The organism is Streptomyces sp. NPDC058663, assembly GCF_042716745.1.
Classification (GTDB): Bacteria; Actinomycetota; Actinomycetes; order Streptomycetales; family Streptomycetaceae; genus Streptomyces.
Genome location: NZ_JBHXRV010000029.1, coordinates 15,937 through 33,931 on the forward strand (window position 1 = coordinate 15,937; position 17,995 = coordinate 33,931).

General features: G+C 71.3%; 14 protein-coding genes. 6 read left to right on the forward strand and 8 right to left on the reverse strand.

Going from position 1 to position 17,995, the window contains the following annotated elements:
* Positions 1–182: 182 nt before the first annotated feature.
* The 7 genes from ACFWVV_RS21605 to ACFWVV_RS21635 form a co-directional block, all read right to left on the reverse strand.
* Positions 183–602 (reverse strand): hypothetical protein, encoded by a 420-nt coding sequence (locus ACFWVV_RS21605; RefSeq protein WP_384354007.1) that lies wholly within the window; start codon positions 600–602, stop codon positions 183–185.
* A 108-nt stretch (positions 603–710) separates the two neighbouring features.
* Positions 711–1,121 (reverse strand): peptidase inhibitor family I36 protein, encoded by a 411-nt coding sequence (locus ACFWVV_RS21610; RefSeq protein ID WP_384354009.1) that lies wholly within the window; start codon positions 1,119–1,121, stop codon positions 711–713.
* Positions 1,122–1,251: 130 nt separating this feature from the next.
* A complete protein-coding gene (locus ACFWVV_RS21615; protein WP_384354011.1) occupies positions 1,252–2,445 on the reverse strand; it encodes a trans-sulfuration enzyme family protein in 1,194 nt (397 codons plus the stop codon).
* On the reverse strand, positions 2,442–2,912 hold the full coding sequence (locus tag ACFWVV_RS21620) for a rhodanese-like domain-containing protein (protein ID WP_384354013.1): 471 nt from the start codon (positions 2,910–2,912) through the stop codon (positions 2,442–2,444). The genes ACFWVV_RS21615 and ACFWVV_RS21620 overlap by 4 nt, the downstream gene beginning before the upstream one ends.
* Positions 2,913–3,007: 95 nt before the next feature.
* A complete protein-coding gene (locus ACFWVV_RS21625) occupies positions 3,008–4,075 on the reverse strand; it encodes a helix-turn-helix domain-containing protein (RefSeq protein WP_384354015.1) in 1,068 nt (355 codons plus the stop codon).
* An 89-nt stretch (positions 4,076–4,164) separates the two neighbouring features.
* Positions 4,165–4,344 (reverse strand): hypothetical protein, encoded by a 180-nt coding sequence (locus tag ACFWVV_RS21630; RefSeq protein ID WP_384354017.1) that lies wholly within the window; start codon positions 4,342–4,344, stop codon positions 4,165–4,167.
* The gene (locus tag ACFWVV_RS21635; protein WP_384354019.1) at positions 4,341–5,144 is read right to left on the reverse strand and encodes an alpha/beta fold hydrolase; all 804 of its coding nucleotides are present in this window, start codon (positions 5,142–5,144) and stop codon (positions 4,341–4,343) included. The genes ACFWVV_RS21630 and ACFWVV_RS21635 overlap by 4 nt, the downstream gene beginning before the upstream one ends.
* A 152-nt stretch (positions 5,145–5,296) precedes the next feature.
* Here ACFWVV_RS21635 and ACFWVV_RS21640 point away from each other — a divergent pair, with 152 nt between their 5' ends.
* The gene (locus ACFWVV_RS21640) at positions 5,297–5,959 is read left to right on the forward strand and encodes a TetR/AcrR family transcriptional regulator (RefSeq protein WP_384354021.1); all 663 of its coding nucleotides are present in this window, start codon (positions 5,297–5,299) and stop codon (positions 5,957–5,959) included.
* A 187-nt stretch (positions 5,960–6,146) separates the two neighbouring features.
* Here the strand turns inward: ACFWVV_RS21640 and ACFWVV_RS21645 are convergent, their stop codons facing one another.
* Entirely contained in the window at positions 6,147–6,488 is a 342-nt protein-coding gene (locus tag ACFWVV_RS21645) for a hypothetical protein (RefSeq protein WP_384354023.1), read from the reverse strand.
* A 526-nt stretch (positions 6,489–7,014) separates the two neighbouring features.
* Here ACFWVV_RS21645 and ACFWVV_RS21650 point away from each other — a divergent pair.
* The 5 genes from ACFWVV_RS21650 to ACFWVV_RS21670 all read left to right on the forward strand — a co-directional run bounded on the left by ACFWVV_RS21650 (position 7,015) and on the right by ACFWVV_RS21670 (position 17,994).
* Positions 7,015–9,030: a transglycosylase domain-containing protein gene (locus tag ACFWVV_RS21650; protein ID WP_384354025.1), complete on the forward strand. Its 2,016-nt coding sequence runs from the start codon at positions 7,015–7,017 to the stop codon at positions 9,028–9,030.
* Between the two features lie 55 nt (positions 9,031–9,085).
* Positions 9,086–10,384 carry a hypothetical protein gene (locus tag ACFWVV_RS21655; RefSeq protein WP_384354027.1) on the forward strand — a complete coding sequence of 433 codons (1,299 nt, stop codon included), beginning with the start codon at positions 9,086–9,088 and terminating at the stop codon, positions 10,382–10,384.
* A 301-nt stretch (positions 10,385–10,685) separates the two neighbouring features.
* On the forward strand, positions 10,686–11,546 hold the full coding sequence (locus ACFWVV_RS21660; RefSeq protein ID WP_384354029.1) for a DUF4132 domain-containing protein: 861 nt from the start codon (positions 10,686–10,688) through the stop codon (positions 11,544–11,546).
* Positions 11,543–16,777 (forward strand): hypothetical protein, encoded by a 5,235-nt coding sequence (locus ACFWVV_RS21665; protein ID WP_384354031.1) that lies wholly within the window; start codon positions 11,543–11,545, stop codon positions 16,775–16,777. Before ACFWVV_RS21660 ends, ACFWVV_RS21665 begins: the two co-directional genes overlap by 4 nt.
* Positions 16,774–17,994, forward strand: a complete 1,221-nt coding sequence (locus tag ACFWVV_RS21670) for an AAA family ATPase (RefSeq protein WP_384354033.1) — start codon at positions 16,774–16,776, stop codon at positions 17,992–17,994. Before ACFWVV_RS21665 ends, ACFWVV_RS21670 begins: the two co-directional genes overlap by 4 nt.
* Position 17,995: the final 1 nt, after the last annotated feature.

Sequence of the window (17,995 nt, forward strand, 5' to 3'; positions counted from 1 at the left end):
GGCAAGTCCGCCGGCGACGCCCTTTGCCCCACCCGGGGAGCACTTTCAGTCAAGCACGCCGGTCCGACAGCACCGCACTTCGCGTCCACCGCGTGAAGGCGCGCGGCGGGGTGTGCCGGTACGGCCGTCTGTGCCCGGAGAGCTGGGGCCCCGATGGACACAGCCAGAACTCGGCCATCGGTTCAGCTGCCGGTCTTGCGGAGCTCGAACCCGTACCACTTGTCGGGATCGGTGCTGAAGTAGAGAACCGGCCCCTCGCCACTTCGTGCCACGCCCAGCTCCTCAGCATCCGTGCCCTCGGCGAAAGACCCGCCGGCAGCGATGGACAGCGAGATGGTCGTCACGCTGCCGCTGTCCCCCACCGGCGTCCAGGTCCCGCTTCCAGAAACGTTCTCCCCGCGCAGGGGTGGCTCGGAGAAGCGGGGAGTGAGGGCGCTGCGAGGGATGCCGGACATCTCGAACCGGCCGTCCACGCGCATCACGACCCGTGCGCCGTTTTCACCGATCCAGATGCCTGCGATGCGGCCACGTGCGATTCTCTCGGGCCGCTCGCTCAGCATGGCGCAGCAACCCCCCACTGCAACCAGACCCGCGAGAGCCATGACGACTCCACGCCGCAACCTCCAGGACCGCACGCTGCTCCCGCTCTCCTTCGTGCACGTCTACCCGCTCGTACACCCTAGGCAGTGGCGTGACCGGACCGACAGCCCCTAGCCGTCTTCGCCGGACGGTGTGCCACAGCTCGGGCCGCCCGGTCCGTCGAACTGCACCGCGCTGAAGTAGTCCTGATAGGCCGGGAAGAAGTTGCCCTTGCCGGTCGGGCCGGACGACGTGACGGACGTGCACCCGGCGTAGTGCGCGTCGGACCACAGGTAGATGGTCGAGGAGGTCCGGTTCCAGTCGGACTTGGCCCGGTTATTCATGCCGAGTGCAGCCAGGTCCGGCGCGTTCGACCTCAGTTTGATCATGTCTCCGGTGCCGTCGGGACCCGCGAACATGCAGTAGTACCCGACAGGGCATCGGTCGTACCCGTCAGCCGCGTGGGCAGGGGAGAGCGGCGACAAGCCCAGGGCTGCCACTGTGCCGACCAGCCCGGCAAGGATCCGCTTGGTGTGCATCATTCTCCGCCTCACGATCACTGCCTCCGAAGGTCATTGGCCGGGCCCAGGTCATTGCCCGGGTTGCAGGGGGCGCCGTGACAGCTTGGGCACTGAAGAAGCACGGCGTCTGGCCCGCCCACCCGTTGACCAGTCACAGTCTGTCCAGGGCGGTGGTGAGGTCCGCCAGCAGATCGTCCGGCTCCTCCAGCCCCACGGCGATGCGGACGGCGCCCGGCCGGATGCCCGCGTCCGCCAGTGCCGCGTCGTCGAGTTGACGGTGGCTGGTGGAGGCGACGTGGGAGACACCGGTGGCCGTCCCACCCAGCGAAGTGACCATGTGGCACAGCCGGAGGCTGTCGCAGAGCCGCCCGGCCGCTTCTCTCCCGCCGCGGGGAGTGAGGGTGACGACGCCGCCGAACCGGCCTGGCGCCAGCACAGCAGCCGCGAGGGCATGGTCCGGGTGCCCGGGAAGGCCCGGGTACTCGACCGCCTCGACGGCAGGATGGGAGTGGAGACCTTCCGCGAGGCGGGCTGCCGTCCGGTTCTGCCGTTCGACACGCAGCGGAAGAGTCTGCAGTCCTCGCAGCAGGAGGAACGCCTCGTCCGGTGCCAGCGATCCGCCCAGGTCCGTGCGCATGGCGCGCACGGTTTCCACGAGTTGGCGGTCACCGGTGACGACCCCGCCCGTGGCATCGCTGTGCCCGCCGATGTACTTGGTGGCAGAGTGCACCACCAAGTCCGCCCCCAGGGACAGCGGACGGCAGACCACTGGAGTGGCGAACGTCGAATCGACGACGATCAGCGCCCCTCCGTCGTGCGCCACCTTGGCGAGGGCGGGAACGTCCGCCACGCGCAACGTCGGGTTGGAGATCGTTTCGCACCACACAAGTCGGGTGTTCTCCGTCATCGCCGACGCCGCCTCCTGCGGTGAGTCGACGAACGACACCCCGATCCCCCAGCGGGGAAGCACGCGGGTCAGTACGTGGTGTGTGCCGCCGTACAGCTGCCGCTGCGCCACGATGTGGCTGCCTGTCGAGAGGAAGGCGAGCAGTGTGGTGGTGATGGCGGCCATACCCGAAGCGAAGGGCTGGGCCGCCTGCCCTCCTTCCAGCGCGGCGACGGCGCCGGCGAACTCGTCGCTGGTGGGGTTGTCGATCCGGCTGTACGCGTATCCCTGGGAGTGGTCCGCCATGACCTGGGCGAACGAGTCCGAGGAGGAGAACGTGAAGGTGGCGGTGCGGTGCACGGGAGTGGCAGTGGGCCGGCTCAGCGAGTGGGCGTGGCCCCGTGGTGGGTGGACGGCGCGGGTCTGGAGCGCGTCCTGGTCCCGGTGGGCCTGATTCATCGGCCTTCTCCCCCGGCCGGGCCGGGCGCGGGTCCGGTCAGCGGGTCCGGCCCGCTGGTGACGCGACCGTGGGGGGTCTCCAGGGGGAGTCCGCGGCGTACCCAGTACTCGTAGCCGCCCAGCATCTCCTTGACCGGGTATCCGAGCAGGGCGAACTGTTCAGCGGCACGGGTTCCGGAGTCGCAGGCCGGCCCCCACCCGTAGGTGATGACGACGGCAGTCCCGGGCACACGGCCGGCCGCGTCCGTCGCGACGGAGGCTGCCCGCATCGGGACGGCGCCGGGCAGATGCCCCTGCCGCCAGTTCTCGTACGGCCGGGTGTCGATGATGACGAGGCCTTCCACACCGGCCTCGAGATCGGCGGCGACATCGTGGATGTCGGTGTGGACGGCCAGGTGCGCGGCGAAGTGGGCAGCCACCGCGTCGGCATCGCCGCGCTGAGGCAGAGCACGTTTGACCAGGGACATATCAGGAACCTTCGGAAGTATGAGGGGCGTCGAAAGAGCGCCGCTCGTGATCCTCCAGCCTCCGCCCCTGGCGCCGACAGTGGCGAAATTGCTGGCTACCGGGCAATTCCCGCCACGTCAGGGACGGTGGGGACAGCGGGAGTCCGTCGCTCCTTGGTGCGCGTGGGCCCTGCGGTACGCAGCGCTCCTCCGTGCGCGAAGGCCCTGCGGTACGCAGCCGGCGACGTGCCCATCACCCGGCGGAAGTGATGCCGGAAAGTGGCAGGGCTGTCGAAGCCCACCGCCGCCCCCACCTTCTCCACCGGGATGTCCGTACCCTCCAGCAGCGGCAGACCGGCACGGACCCGCTGATCCACGAGCCAACGGATAGGGCTGGTGCCCGCACGCTTCTGGAAGTGCCGTACGAAACTGCGCTGGCTCATGTTCGCCTGCCCGGCCAGGTCGTCCAGCGTGACGGTTTGCGTCAAGTGCTCCAGCGCCCAGCCCATCGCCCGCCCCACCGCGTCGTGCTGCTCCTGTGCCGGTACCGCGGCGGCGATGTACTGGGCCTGCCCGCCCTCGCGGTGCGGCGGAGCCACCATGTGCCGTGCGACGGTGTTCGCTGCTACCGCACCGAAGTCGGTCCGTACGATGTGCAGGCACACATCGATTCCCGCCGTCGAACCTGCGCTGGTCAGCACTTGGCCGCAATCCACGTAGAGCACGCTCGGGTCCACCCGGACCGCCGGACGACGCGAGGCGAGGAGCGGCGCGAACTTCCAGTGCGTCGTCGCCGTCAGCCCGTCCAGAAGTCCGGCATCGGCCAGGGTGAACGCACCCGAACAAATGGACACCATGCGCGCACCGCGCCGGTGAGCTCGCCGCAGCGCCTCACTGACAGGCTCCGGCGTCGCACCCAGGACGTCCGCACCGGGCACGATCACGGTGTCCGCCAAGTCAATTGCTTCCAGGCCGTGTTCGACCTCCAGCGTCATCCCACCGGCGATCCGGAGAGGGCCGCGCAGAGCAGCACAGACCCTCAGGTCGTACCAGGGAAGCTCCAACTCGGCACGTCGCAGCCCGAAGATCTCCACCACGATTCCCAGCTCGAAGGGAGCCATCCCGTCATGGACCAGGGCGGCGACGGTGTGAGAGCGCCCTGCGGCGGCGATGTCGGTGTCCACGACGCCCCACCCTAGATCCGCGCACGCGGACTTCTGACGGATCCTGCCCCATATCCCGTACGGGCAGTGGTCAGGGGGAGCGTGCCGCGTCAGAACATCCGGTGCCTGATCATCGTGATGCGGAGCCGGCTTCGACGGTGGTGCCGAACCCTGCCGGAGAGGTCGTGGCGGGAGACCTCCTGAAGGACGTGTGCTGCTGCCCCGCGGCGCCGCGGGGCGGCGATGTCGCCGTCCTGGGACATGTCCAGGCTGGTGAAGGCCTTGCTCATGCGTGCGCCCCCGTGGTGAAGAAGCCGGTCAGGACAGGGGCGAGGGCTTCGGGGGCGATGTTGTGCTCCTGGCCGGGAAAGACGTGCAGGGTGAAGTTGTCGGCCAGCGCGGCGAGCTCCCTCGCTCCGGTGAGCATGTGCGGTGCACCCGCGTCCCCGCTGCCGACGAACACCGGCACCTTCACGGACTGCCAGCGCTCGGCGGGCAGCGGGCGGCCGGACATGGTGTCGCCCATGACCTGGCCGTCGTACGGGAGGGTGCGCGCGGTGGCCTCCATGCCGGACCAGAAGGGAGCCTGCCGCATTCCCGCGACGACCTCGGCGGGCATGCCCACGGCGGCGGTCATGAAGTAGGCCGCCGCATCACCGAACGCCTCCCGGGCCACCAGCTCCTTGAGGTGGTCGACGTAATCGGTGGGCAGAGGAGGGCGGCTGGAGTCGGTGACGAACGGCGGCTCGTACAGGGCGAGCCGGGTGACGGCGCTGCCGCGGGCCGTGGCCTCCAGTGCCAGCACGGCACCGGACGACATGCCGAAGACCATCGCCGCGCCGCCCGCCTGCTCGATGAGCGCGTCCAGGTCCTCAACCTCCCGCTGGACGTCGTACGTCGGGCTGTCGCCACTGTCGCCGCGTCCACGGCGGTCGTACGTGATCACGGTGAAGTGCTCGGCCAGCAGGCCCGCGAGACCGGCGGAATCGCCCCGCGTCATGAAGGCACCGCCCACGAGCACCACCGCGGGGCCCGCGCCCTGCTGCTCGTACGCGAGGGCCGTGCCGTCGGCGGAAAACACCTTGTCCATCGAAAAACCCACTCCCGCTCGCGTCTGGGGAGCGCACAGGGTGAGATTCCCCGGCGCTTCGGAACTGGACGGTACAGTACCCACACGAGTACTGGTCAGTCCAGTACTGTTCGGGTGGGGGCCGGGATGCAGGCAGAGAGAGGCAACTGACGATGGACAGCCGTTCACAGCGCAAGCACCAGGCGATCCTGGAGGCCGCGACCGCGGTGTTCCTGGACAAGGGGTACGCGGGGACGAGCATGGACGACATCGCGAAGCTGGCCGCGGTGTCCAAGCAGACCGTCTACAAGCACTTCGCGGACAAGGAGAAACTGTTCGCCGAGATCGTCCTGGCCACGACCGACCGCATCGACGGCATGATCGACTTGATGGCCGACGTCCCCACCGACGCCGGCCACCTGGAAGAGAATCTGACCCGGCTCGCCCGCCAGTTCCTGACAGCCCTCACCCAGCCCCAGGTGATCCAGCTTCGACGCCTGATCATCGCCAACGCCGACGCGTTCCCCGAACTGGGTGCCGCCTGGTACGAACAGGGCTTCGAGCGTGTACTGGCCACTCTGGCAGCCACCTTCGAGCGCCTCACCGCACACGGTCTGCTCAAGACAGACGATCCGGTACTGGCAGCTCACCACTTCTCCGGTCTGCTGCTGTGGATCCCGGTGAACCAGGCCATGTTCCACGGCAGCGCCCAGCACACCGAGGCCGACCTCGACCGATACGCCACCAGCGGCATCCGCGCCTTCCTCGCCGCATACCGCCGACCGCTGGCCTCCGACCGCTGGCCGCCGACGGCCGACCGGGGAACCCCGCCGTAGGGCTACCGGCGCCGGCCCGTCTCACTCGCCAGCTGGCCGGGTACGGGGCGGGGGAGCCGGGGCGACGCGGCTTGTGGCCCTCGATGCGCAGCCACTCGCCCCCCCTCCGCCGAGCGCCTCCGGACCACCCACTCGTGAGCGCATACCGGCCCTGCCGCGCGGGATCCGCGCGGGATTCGTGCGGACCCTACTGTTCAGCGGTCAGTGCCCAACGGACGGTGGAAGGTGCGGTGACCCGGATCTCCGCTTCCGCTCGGGGGCGTTTCAAGCGGATCTCGTGGTAGGTGCTGTTGACTTGGTGCTCGACGCATGTGACGGGGAATTCCATGCCGATCGGTTCGACCGAGACGGTGCCGCCGCCCTTGCCCTGGCAGTTGAACTGCACGCTCAGAAGGTCCGTCCTTGCCCCGCCCTTCAGCGGCAAGGTGGCGTTGCCTTTGCGTGAATGGGTGGCAAGGAGCACCTTTCCGCCGGCGGCCGCCCCGGGAGCCTTTGACACGGATTCGTTGTCGTTGCCCTGCGTTTCCACACCTGGTGACTGAGGAGTCCGCGTGACCGCCGGGGAGGTCACCGGGCGGTTGGCGGACCCGCTTCCCGCGCTGTCACATCCACCCGCCACGAACAAGGCGGCGCCCGCCAGCATCGCGGTCGTGCCCCGCCCTGGGAATCGTATGGGTGGGGGAAACGAAGACGTTGGCTTTCGCACAGTTGACGGCCGCCCTTCCACGGGGTGTGGCTGATGCCGGTGCTCGTTGTCCGCCACACTCGTACCCTCCCCGGTGCGCGACTGCACCTCAACCCAGGGGATCCGCGCAGCGGCCGAGCACCGGCCCCGGGGCGGCGTCGACAGTACGCAGAAGGTCGCGGGTTTCGTCGGTGAAGGTCTCCGGCCTCGGGCGGCGTGGCCCGGGTGCGTGGAAATCCCGGTCTCCTGGCGGTCGTTCACGATCTGGTGCGTGAGGGGGGGCCGCGGCACGTGCCTGTTATCTTTACGTGACTTCACGAAATGACCCTCCGTGACGCTTCGGCCTGGAATCGCTAGCAGCAGGACGGGAATGACCAAGCACGACAGGTTCAACAGGGCAACGCAGGCCGCGCGTGCGGTACTGACCACCGGGCGGGGCAGGAGGAAGCGGACCAGGAAGCGGTCCATGGGGCTGCGGCTCCCCAGGAGACCGGACTATCCCCGGCCCGGTCGGCACGGCTGGCGGCGCTGGGTGCCCTCGTGGCGCCAAGTACTGGGCTCGGCCGCAGCGTTCGTCGGTCTGCTGACGGCGACCGTCCTCATCGCGTACGCCCGCACGGACATACCCGACGACCTCAACGCCTTCGCCACCCAGCAGGACAACGTCTACTACTGGGCGGACGGCACACGCATGGCGCGAACCGGTTGGGTGAGCCGCCAGGAGATGCCCCTGGAGAAGGTTCCCCAGCACGTGCGCGGGGCGGTGCTGGCTGCCGAGAACCACGGCTTCTACTCGGATCCCGGCGTCTCGCTCCAGGGAGTCACCCGTGCGTTCTGGCAGACGGTCAGCGGCGGGGACACCCAGGGCGGCTCCACCATCACGCAGCAGTACGTGAAGAACGTCTACCTCTCCCAGGACCGCTCCTTCTCGCGCAAGTTCACCGAGATGCTCATGGCGATCAAGCTCGACCGGCACCGGAGCAAGGACCAGATCCTGGAGGACTACCTCAACACCAGTTGGTTCGGGCGTGGTTCGTACGGCCTCCAGCGTGCCGCCCAGGCGTACTACGGCAAAGAGGTCACCCAGCTCAACGCCAGCGAGGGCGCGTTCCTGGCCGCCATGCTCAAGGGCGCGGCCCTCTACGATCCCACCCTCGGCCCCGCCAACCGCAAGCGTGCCGTCGACCGCTGGAAGTGGACGCTGGACCGCATGGTGGACGTCGGCAGGCTGAGCCGGAGCGAACGGGCGCGGTACACGGCGTTCCCCGAGCCCCGGGCAGCCCCCAGGGCGACCAGCGCCAGTGGTCAGGACGGCTATCTGCTGGCTCTCGCGGAGTCGTACGCGAAGCGCGCGGGGAAGATCCCCGACGCCGCCTTCGACCTCGGCGGCTACCAGATCTACACGACCTTCGAGAAGCCGAGGACGGCAGCCCTCACCGCGGCGGTCAAGAAGTCGCGCGACGCCCTGGACCCCAAGACCCGGGCCGCCGACCGGCACGCGAAGTTCGGGGCCGCCACGGTCGCCTCCGACGGGCGCATACTCGCCGTGTACGGCGGCCCCGATTTCCAGCGGCAGGCCTTCAACGAGTCCAACACGGCCACGGTCCCCGCGGGTTCGGCCTTTACTCCCTTCGTCTACGCGGCCGCACTGGAACACGGCGTCCAGCGCGAGCGCACCGGCCCTCGCACTCCCGTCTCCCCCTCGACCGTGTACGACGCAAACAACGATGTGCCGCTGATGACCCCGGAGGGTCCCTACTGGGACCGGGGCGGCAAGATGGTCAAGGGCCAGAACGACGGCGGCCTTTCCTACGGGCACCTGTCCCTTCGGGAGGCCGTGGCACGAGGCGTGAACACCCCCTTCCTCCAGCTCGGCATGGACACCGGGCTCGACGTGGTGCGGGAGACCGCCGAGAAGTCCGGGATGCTCGCCTCCAACTTCGGCCCGCCCGTGCCCGCCTTCTCGCTGGGCAACTCCACCCCCAGCGCCATCCGCATGGCCGGTGCCTACGGCGTGTTCGCGGGCGGTGGCATGCACACGGACCCGTATTCGGTAGGGAAGATCACGCGCAACGGCGAGCCGGTGCCGCTGCCACGCCCGCGTGCGGCCCGGGCCCTGAGCAAAGACGTGGCGGGTCAGGTGACCGAGGCGCTCACCCGTACCGGCGACGACTTCGCCGGCAAGTCGGGCACCACCTCCGACGACACCGCGCGCTGGTACGTCGGCTCCACCAAGGAGGCTTCCACGGCGGTCGTCGTCTACCGCATGGACCTCGCCAAGAGCCTCGCTCCCCTGCCTCTGAAGGCGCTGGGCCGGAATCCGGCGGCAGCCGGGAAGATGCCGGCCGAGATCTGGGACCGGTACACGGCCGCCCTGCGACGGTGACGCGCACCGTGAAGCCTTCACCCCCGCCCTCCCCCCCTTGTCTGGAGCAGTCGCGATGATCTGGAAGAAGTCGGCCACGCTGCGCGCTCGGATCCGTACCAGGCCCGCCATCGGTATCGGTGTCGCCACGGTGCTCGTCGCCTCGCTCTCCACCGCGCTCGCCGTCTCGGCCTCGGACGACCCGTCGAACGACGCCGGCAACACCGCGGCCGGACCGAGGGCGACCGCCGCCGCGCCGAAGCCCACCGCGAAGAAGCCGCCGGGCGCCGGGAAGCGCAAGGAGGAGAAGTGGGACGGGCAGGTGCGGGTGCTGGGAGACGGTTCCACCTCCTACACCGGTCCGCAGCCGGGCCAGTTGAAGGCGGAGCGGCTCAAGCCGGGAGAGAAACCGCCCCAGTTCGTGGTGTTCTCCTGGGACGGCGCGCTCGAGAGCGACGACCGGCTGTTCTCCCGCTTCCGGCGCGTGGCGAAGGAGAGCAAGGCGCACATGACGTTCTTCCTCACCGGTATCTATCTGCTGCCGAAGGAGAAGAAGGACCTGTATCTGCCGCCGCAGCACAAGACCGGAGCGGCGGCGATCTCGTACCCGACGGACGAACACATCCGTATGACGCTGGAGCAGCTCGGCGGGGCCTGGAAGGAGGGGAACGAGATCGGGTCGCACTTCAACGGGCACTTCTGCGGCAAGAAGGGCGGCGGTGACTGGAGTGCGGCGGAGTGGACGTCGGAGATCGACCAGTTCTACTCCTTCGTACAGAACTGGAAGACGAACACGGGCATGAAGGATCTCGATCCGCTGCCCTTCGACCCCACCCGTGAGGTCGTGGGCGGAAGGGCGCCCTGCCTGGAGGGGCAGAAGACGCTCATACCGGCGACCAAGCCGTTCGGCTGGCGCTACGACGCCAGCTCCGCGGGTGACTTCCAGATCTGGCCTGCCAAGAAGGACGGCGTCTGGGACCTTCCGCTGCAACTGCTGCCCTTCCCCCAGAAGCAGTTCCAGGTGCTCTCCATGGACTTCAACTTCCTTTACAACCAGTCGAAGGGGAGCACCGAGGGGGACCCGGCGAGGTACCAGGAGTGGCGGAAGCAGGCCAGGGACGCCTATCTCGCGGGCTTCCAGCGGGTGTTCCACGGCAGCAGGGCGCCGATGTTCGTCGGGAACCACTTCGAGGACTGGAACGGCGGGATCTACATGGATGCCGTCGAGGACGTGATGAAGGACGTCTGCCCCCGCGAGGGAGTGCGCTGTGTCTCCTTCCGCGAACTGACCGACTGGCTCGACGCGCAGGATCCCGCGGTGCTGGCCCGGTTGCGGTTGCTCGACCCCGCTCAGCCGTCGGGGTGGAAGCAGTAGGAGGCCCCTGCGGGAGCGGCCTGGGCCTGTCCTGCGGCTCGCCCTGTCACGCCCCAGCCGGTCGCTGTGCGCGCGGCGGCCGGAGGCGGCGCCGAGCGCACTCGCTCCGTCGGACGTGGTGGCCGGGGCCGCCTCGTCCGGTCTGCGAGGGTGCCCGACCGCCGAAGCGGAGGGTGTCCATACGCATTGTCAGAGGTGCCCCCTAGAGTCTCTTCCACTCGTCACGGTGCGTTGCCGTCGTCGGGTTTCATCAGCGTGCCGCCGGTTCGGCGGCCGTACGCGACATCGGGGAGAACAGCGCATGGGGTGGGTTCCTGCGGGCGACTACGAAGTCGCCCTGGAGGCGGGCAAGGTGGTCTGCCGCAACGGAAAGGGCCGACGGCTGAAGACCGTCCCGGCCAAGTTGAAGGACGACCCCGCGGTCGTCGGACTCCGGCAGCTGACCGAGTGGCTGGAGCGGCACGAACGCCAGTGCCTGACCGACGTCGAGCAGTGGATGGTGCGTTCGCTGCCCGTCCCGACGGCCGTGCTCGCCAGGGTCTGGCCGGACCCGGCGTGGCAGGCGGCCCTGCGGGATGTCGTGGTCACCGGCGCGGACGGCGGGGTCGCCGGGTTTCTGCGCGATGTCGACCCCGGCCGCGGACTCGGTCTCGTCGACCTGGACGGCGACACGGTCCGCATCACCCCGGACGTCGTCAGCGTGCCCCACCCGGTTCTCCTCGACGACCTGGACGAGCTGCGGGACTTCGCCGTCGAGCTGGGCGTGGGCCAGAACGTCGAGCAGCTGTTCCGTGAGGTGTGGCGCCGCCCGCCGGACCTCGCCCCTGACACCACCTCCGTGGACACCTACGCCGGCGGCGTGTTCAAGCAACTGCGCTTCCTGCACGGCCGCGTCACCCAACTCGGGTACCGGTCGCGCGGCGGGTACGCGGTCTGCCCGGTCGTCGAGGACGGCGTGAGCGTCGAGGCGCGCATCTGGATCGGCGAGAACGACGGGTACGGCGAGTACGACACCGAGACGGGCCCGCTGGGCTGGACCGACCCCGCGGGGCGCGCGCTGACGGCCGCCGAGGTGGGCCCCGTCGCGTGGTCCGAGGGCATGCGCATGGCGGCGGCGCTCTACGCGGGCCGCGACGTTGAGGACGAGGAGCGGGCGGCATGAGCACCACGACGACGAACATCCCCACGAACACGGCAGGAACGGGTGCGACGTTCCTCCCCGCGCAGGCCACGGAGCTTGCCGCGCAGGCCCCGGGCGAGAACGCCGCGGCCCCCGCTGCCGGGGTCCGCGCGGCGGCCCTGCTGGACGCGGGCGCGATCCTCCCGGCCGGGACCACCGACCGGGACGACGCCGACGCGCTGACCGCCCGCGCCTCCACGCACACCGCCCTCGGCGACCGGCGTGTGGTCCGGCTCGTGCCCGGCACGCTCGGCGAGGCCGAGGACCTGGCCCTGGAGTTCCTGGGTCTTGCCCGGACCGCCGAGGCCCCCGTCGTGGGCCAGGTGCGCCGCGAGACGCTGGGCTTCCCGGCCTGGGCCCTGGTCAACGACCCGGCCAACGGGCACCACGCCCTGGCCCTGGTCAAGGACATCGAACGGCTGGGCCGGCAGGCCAGGACCCGCGCCGGAGCGGCCAAGGAGGGCTTCGACGCTCTGGGCACCCGCCTCGGCCGGGCCGTGCCCCACTTCCTCCCCACCTACTTCGAGCAGGTGGCCCGCCTTTTCCTCCAGGCCGAGAACACCACCTACGCCGCCTCCTTCTTCGGCAGGGCCCGCGAGGCCGAGCGGGTGCACGGCCTGACCGTGGACGAGGACCGGCAGCGGGCCGTCTTCCTGGAGTTCGCCTTCGCCGGCGCGCTGACCGTCAAGGCGCTGCGGCAGTACGTACGCGACCTGGCGGTCCGGCTCGAACCGGCGGACGCATGGGTGCAGTTCCGCCGTCTGCTGGTCGAGCGCTGCGCGGCCGGCATGCCGCCGTACGCGGCACTGCCGCAGGACGTGCGCGCGCTGGTCAAGGCTGCCGGGCTGGACCGCGAGAGTGCCGAACGCGAGCTGGTGGCCGATCTGATCGGGTCTCCGGGAGTCGTCCGCGCCCCCGCCTCGTTCTGGGCGGCCTACCGCTCCGCGCTCGTCACCCTCGCCCAGCGGGACGCGGCCGTACGGGCCCGGCTCCTCGGCTTCTTCCCGGAGAGCTTCGGCGAGGGCGGCCGGGACACGGACGGCGATTCCGCATGGCTGGCACTCCTGGCCGAGTGCGGTGCGGAAGACCTGCTGACGGCCCTCCCGGACGCCTCGCGCCCTGCTCACCCGGCCCCGGGGGCCCATCCTGCCCCCTCGGTCCCCTCGGTCTCCCCGGCGGATTGGCTCGCCCGCTGGGAGGCGCACCGCCGACGCAACCGGGCCACCCCGGACCGCAGCCGGCAGACCCTGGACCTGGCCGCCAGGATGGCGGAGCGGCTGCGTGCCGACGGCATTCCCGTCGAGCTGTTCCACGGCCGCTGGCAGCGCAACGCCGACCTGGACCTCCTCGACCTCTGCCTGGCCTCGGGCATCCCCGTCGCCGAGCCGGAGGAGCACGACAGCGACACCGCACAGCCGCCCGCCCTTCCGGTCGGTTCGTGGCTCACCGACACCGCGCCCGGCGCACGGGACCTCACCGCCGTCGCCGAACGGCCCGTCTTCCGCGCGCTTCTGAGCCGGAACGTCGGCGGCCTCGGTGAGCAGCGCGGTCAGCGGCCGGGCGAGGGAGTCCTGGCGAAACTCGCGGCACACCCCGTGCTCTCGGAGATCCTCAGGGAGTGGCTCACGGCACGCGCCGAGGAGTACAGGGCCGCGCGCGGGCTTCCCGGGCTCCGCACCGCGCTGAACCGGCTCTCGGCGTTCCGCTCCGTGGTCGCCGACGTCGCCCCGCAGGCCGTGCGACTCCTCAACGGCCACGACGTCGTGCCCCTGCTCGCGTCCACTCTGCGTACCGGCGTCCTCGACGAAGTGGGGTGGCCCGCGCTCGACGAGACCTACGCCGAACTTGCCGCCGAGGTCGCCCGGTCCTCCGCCACGCGTCAGCGGCACAGGCGGTCGGAGAGTGTCGGTGTCACCGGCGCCTGGCCCGCGCTGATCCTGAACACCCTCGAACGGGCCGTCGTCGTCGGCCCCCAGGGCGTGCTGCTGCGGCACACCCTGCGGCAGCCCACCACCGTCGACCCCTGGCGGACCTTCGCCTTCCGCTACGTCGACGGAGAACTGCTGGTCAGCTGGTGGGAGGACGGCAAGCAGCGCGGCTACTGGTCGCACCGCCCCGCCGAGGTGTTCACCGTCGGCGGCGAGCAGAACCTCCACTGGGGCGGCTCCGGTGCCCTGGACGAGGTCTGCCTGCCGCTGCCCGGGGGCGGCCGCGCCACCGGAGGCAAGGCCCTCCACGCGGGCGACACCTCCCTTCCGCCCGAGCGCGCCGTCATCTCCGACGGCACCGGTTTCTGGCGGGAGGGCCACCAGGGCACCCAGCGGGTGTGGCTGGAGTACGACCCGGCCACCGGTACGCACGGCCGGGCCTCCCTTCCCTCCTTCCTCCGCTCCGCGGTGCGCGACGGCACCCGGCTGCTCGCCGAGCACTGCCAGGTGCTGCCCCTCCAGGCCGGCCTGGAGAGCACACCGTTCGGCACGGACGGCACGGTCCTGGGCCGCTGGGTCCGCCGTACGGTCACCGACCCCGGTGCGGCCGGCCCCGCCGACGGGCACCGGATCGTCGCCGGCACCCCCGACGGCCGCACGGTCGCCCTGCCGCACCCGCTGCCCGACGGCGGCGCGCGGGTGCCGCTCGGCGCCCTCGCCCTGCCCGGCGGAGCACGGCCGCTCCTGGCCCTGAACCACCGGGCCGTCGAAGCGCACCCGGCGGACACCGACGGCACCGGTGGCAGCCTGTGGTCCGTCTCCACCGACTCCCGCGGCGGCAACGACACGGCGGGCACTCCGTACGTGCCTCCGCTCGCCTACTGGCACGCCCTGCGCCCGAGGGACGAGCGGGGCTCCGCCGCGCTGCGGAACCTGACGGACTCCCGGGCGGGGAAGCTGTTCGAGGAGGTCGCCGCCGCGGTCGCCCGCCACCTTGAGGCCTTCAGGGCCGCCGAGGAGTACACCGGGCCCTCGGCTCGGGAGATGAGCGAGGAGGCCGTGTCCCTGGTGCTGCCCGAGGTGACCGACGTACGGCTCGTCGCGGGCGTCGCCGGGCTCGTCAGGAACGCGGTGGAGCGGGCCGCCGCAGCCGCCCGGTATCTGGAACCGCCGAAGCCCGCGCAGCCGGCCACTCCCCGGAACGCCGCGCGTACCCAGGGCATGTTCTTCGACCACGAGCCCGAGCACGCCGACGACTCGACCCTGCGCGACGCCACCGCCTGGAACTCCGAGCGGATCCACGGCGGCTGGTGGGGAGGGGAAAGCCGCTGGACCACGATCCGGCAGATCCTCGCCGTCAACCACGTCTTCGGCGGCGAGCCGGCGTTCGGCCCGCCCCTCCCGTCCAAGGTTCCGTTCACCTCCGTCGACGGCTGGCAGCGGGACGAGTGCACCGTGCCCGGCGACTCCCTGACCTGGACGTCGCTTCTCGACAAGCTGCCCCAACTGGCCTACCGGGCCGCCTCGGAGATCACCTCCCCCGAGTACCGCGCCGGGCTCCTCGTGCTGTTGGAAACCCTCGCCGCGGGCCCGCTGGCCGACCCGGCCGGCACAGTCCGGCAGGTGGAACTCGTCGAGCCGCTCGGCGCCGGAACCACCGGTTCGAGACACCACGACACCGTGCAGCGCCTCGGCCAGGTACTGCGCAGGGGCGCCCGTACGGTCGTGGTCATCGCCCACCGCGGCTGGAACGACCGCAACGACGCGGCACGCTGGCTCGCCCTGGACCACGACCCGACCGGCGCCTTCGGCCCCGTACCCGGCTTCACCCTGGACCGCGAGCGCCTGCTCGGGCAGGGCATGGCCCGCGACAGGCTCACCCGGCTCGTCGCACTGGTACGGGAACAGGGCCCGGCGCCGTGGCGCCCAGAAGCCGTCGAGGCGTTCCACACGGCCACCGGGATCGGGCCTCTCCAGTCCGCCGCCCTGCTGTCGGCAGCGGTGGCGGAGCCCGGCGCCGAGGCGCTCGCCCTGCTCGGGGTGAAGACCCGTGTCTTCGAGGCCGCGCAAGCGAGGTTGGGCGCCCTGCCCCGGGACGACCGGCACGCCCTGCAGCAGGCACTGCTGCCCGCGGATCCGGCCGAGCTGTGGTCCACGGGTCCCGACGTCCCGGCCGCCGCCGAGATCTGGCAGGACCGCCTGGCCTCGCTCGTCCGCGTTCCCGAGGAACTGGACCTCGACCTGTCGGGCACCGATTCGTCCGCCGTCGACCTGCTCCTCAACGCGGGCACCCGGCCCTGGCTCGCCCACGGCACCGATGTTCCCGACGGCACGGGTCGCCCGGTGCTGCGCCGGGTGGGCGCGCGTGGCACGCTCTCCTCGGCCCTGACCGCCCTGCGCACCCTCGCCTACACGCTGCCGTACGGGCACCCGCTGAGGGCGCACCTGCCCGTCGGGCTCACGGCCCTGCGCGACCGTCTCGCGGATCCGCGCCTGGTGCTGGAACTCGGCCTGGAGCGGACCGAGTCGGGAGAGGCGATCGGCCCCGCCATCCGCGCCGCGTACGGGGTCCCCGAGTCCGGCGGCACGGACTCCGACGGACTGGTCCGGGCAGGCACGGCGCTGCTCCTGGCCCCCGGCCACGGGAACCACGAGAGGCTGCTGATCCGCCCCGCGGGCCTGGCAGGCCCCGACGACCCGGCGTTCGGCCTCATCGAGGGCACAGTGGGCCCGCACGGCACCGGTGATCTGCTCGCCCTGCGCGCACTGCTGGGCGAGGAGGCCGGGGCGCTGGCCTCGGACGGCGTCCCCGACGGCTCCCCGTACCACCCGGCCCAGGACCCGACCCGTGCGGTTCCCGACCTGGTGGCCGAGGCCGCCGAAGCCCTCGGCCTGAGCGCGGACGCCGCCGCTCTCTACTTGATGCTGCTCGCCCTGCCCGACCCGACGGACCGCAACTGCGTCCGCTGGACCGAGTGGAAGCCGGCCCGCGTCAAGAAGGCGCGGGCGGAACTCGCCGCCACCGGCCTCGTCGTGGAAGCGAAGCGCTCCCGCGCGGGCCGCAGCCTGTTCCTCCCGTGCGGCTGGCTGGAACGCAGTGCTCCCGCACTGCCGCTGGAGACCTGGAAGGAACGCCTGTACCCCGTGGCAGGATCCGGCCGGACCCTGCCCCACCTCCCCGTGCCCGCGCTGTACGCAGCGGCCTGGGCACGGGTGCGCGGCGGCGACGCCCCCGCCTTCGAAGAACTGGACACCCGCACACCCCGGAAGGGCCGCCGCCGATGACGAACGACACCACGATCATTCCGGACACCGCCACGAGTGGTGCCCCGGACCCGGCGGCAAAGCCCGGCCCGGAGCACCGTCAGGTCACCCTGCCCGAGGACCGGTACGCCACCGAGCTGGCCTTTCTCGCCGCCCACGACTCCGGGCCCCGGCCGTCCGGCTGGCTGCTCACGCCGCGCGCCGTCGTCACGTTCGTGATGGGCAGCGCGGGCGAGGCGGTGAGCCTGCCGAAGGGTGCCGAGGCCGGGGCCGGGGTGCCGCGGCGCCTGGTGATCGAGCAGAAGTTCGTCGGTGAACGCGCCCTGGTGGAACGGTGCGTGGTCACCCTCGCCGGTGAGCGCGGACTCCTGCTCGTGGGGGAGCCCGGCACCGCCAAGTCCATGCTCTCCGAGCTGCTCGCGGCGGCCGTCTGCGGGACCAGCGCGCTCACCGTGCAGGGCACCGCGGGGACCACCGAGGACCAGCTCAAGTACGGCTGGAACTACGCGCTGCTGCTCGCCCAGGGCCCCACCGAGCAGGCCCTGGTGCCCTCCCCGGTGCTCACCGCCATGACGCGGGGGGCCGTTGCCCGCGTCGAGGAGGTCACGCGCTGCCTCCCGGAGGTCCAGGACGCCCTCGTGTCGCTGCTCTCCGAGCGGCGGATCGCGGTCCCCGAACTCGCGGGCGACGAGAGCGCACAGGTGCACGCGGCCCCCGGCTTCACCCTCATCGCCACCGCCAACCTGCGGGACAAGGGCGTCTCGGAGATGTCCGCCGCACTGAAGCGCCGCTTCAACTTCGAGACGGTCGGCCCCATCGGGGACGTGGACGCCGAGGTCGCCCTCGTACGGCGGCAGTCGCGGGCGGCCGTGGAACGCGTCGGAGCCGCCTACCAGGTGGACGACGCGATCCTGGAAGCCCTCGTCACCGCCTTCCGGGACCTGCGCGAGGGCCGCTCCGTGGAGGGCTGGGAGGTGGAGCGTCCCTCCACGGTGATGAGTACGGCGGAGGCGGTCTCCGTCGCGGGCTCGCTGGGCCTGGCCGCCGCCTACTTCCCCGGTGACCGGGACGTGCTCTCCCTCCTGCCCGGCCATCTGCTCGGTGTCGTGCGCAAGGACGACCCCGCCGACGCGGTACGGCTGCTGGGGTACTGGGACGGGCCGGTGCGCAGGCGCGCGGAACAGGGGTCGGCCACCTGGCGTGCTCTGTGGGACCTGCGCGCGGTGCTGGAGAACTGAA